General features: G+C 45.5%; 1 protein-coding gene. It reads left to right on the top strand.

Annotated features, from left to right (window positions below; translation table 11 throughout):
- Positions 1-64 precede the first annotated feature (64 nt).
- The gene (locus V6E55_RS25450) at positions 65-1,216 is read left to right on the top strand and encodes an IS30-like element IS30 family transposase (protein ID WP_001254932.1); all 1,152 of its coding nucleotides are present in this window, start codon (positions 65-67) and stop codon (positions 1,214-1,216) included.
- Positions 1,217-1,225: the final 9 nt, after the last annotated feature.

Genomic DNA, 1,225 nt, shown 5'->3' with positions numbered 1-1,225 from the left:
GTTGTAGATTCAATTGGTCAACGCAACAGTTATGTGAAAACATGGGGTTGCGGAGGTTTTTTGAATGAGACGAACATTTACAGCAGAGGAAAAAGCCTCTGTTTTTGAACTATGGAAGAACGGAACAGGCTTCAGTGAAATAGCGAATATCCTGGGTTCAAAACCCGGAACGATCTTCACTATGTTAAGGGATACTGGCGGCATAAAACCCCATGAGCGTAAGCGGGCTGTAGCTCACCTGACACTGTCTGAGCGCGAGGAGATACGAGCTGGTTTGTCAGCCAAAATGAGCATTCGTGCGATAGCTACTGCGCTGAATCGCAGTCCTTCGACGATCTCACGTGAAGTTCAGCGTAATCGGGGCAGACGCTATTACAAAGCTGTTGATGCTAATAACCGAGCCAACAGAATGGCGAAAAGGCCAAAACCGTGCTTACTGGATCAAAATTTACCATTGCGAAAGCTTGTTCTGGAAAAGCTGGAGATGAAATGGTCTCCAGAGCAAATATCAGGATGGTTAAGGCGAACAAAACCACGTCAAAAAACGCTGCGAATATCACCTGAGACAATTTATAAAACGCTGTACTTTCGTAGCCGTGAAGCGCTACACCACCTGAATATACAGCATCTGCGACGGTCGCATAGCCTTCGCCATGGCAGGCGTCATACCCGCAAAGGCGAAAGAGGTACGATTAACATAGTGAACGGAACACCAATTCACGAACGTTCCCGAAATATCGATAACAGACGCTCTCTGGGGCATTGGGAGGGCGATTTAGTCTCAGGTACAAAAAACTCTCATATAGCCACACTTGTAGACCGAAAATCACGTTATACGATCATCCTTAGACTCAGGGGTAAAGATTCTGTCTCAGTAAATCAGGCTCTTACCGACAAATTCCTGAGTTTACCGTCAGAACTCAGAAAATCACTGACATGGGACAGAGGAATGGAACTGGCCAGACATCTAGAATTTACTGTCAGCACCGGCGTTAAAGTTTACTTCTGCGATCCTCAGAGTCCTTGGCAGCGGGGAACAAATGAGAACACAAATGGGCTAATTCGGCAGTACTTTCCTAAAAAGACATGTCTTGCCCAATATACTCAACATGAACTAGATCTGGTTGCTGCTCAGCTAAACAACAGACCGAGAAAGACACTGAAGTTCAAAACACCGAAAGAGATAATTGAAAGGGGTGTTGCATTGACAGATTGAATCTACAGT

The sequence above is a fragment of the Enterobacter sp. 342 genome (assembly GCF_036663495.1).
In the GTDB taxonomy this organism is placed as follows: domain Bacteria; phylum Pseudomonadota; class Gammaproteobacteria; order Enterobacterales; family Enterobacteriaceae; genus Enterobacter.
The sequence above is the reverse complement of the archived record's forward strand: the minus strand, read 5'-3'. Positions and strand labels throughout refer to the sequence as shown.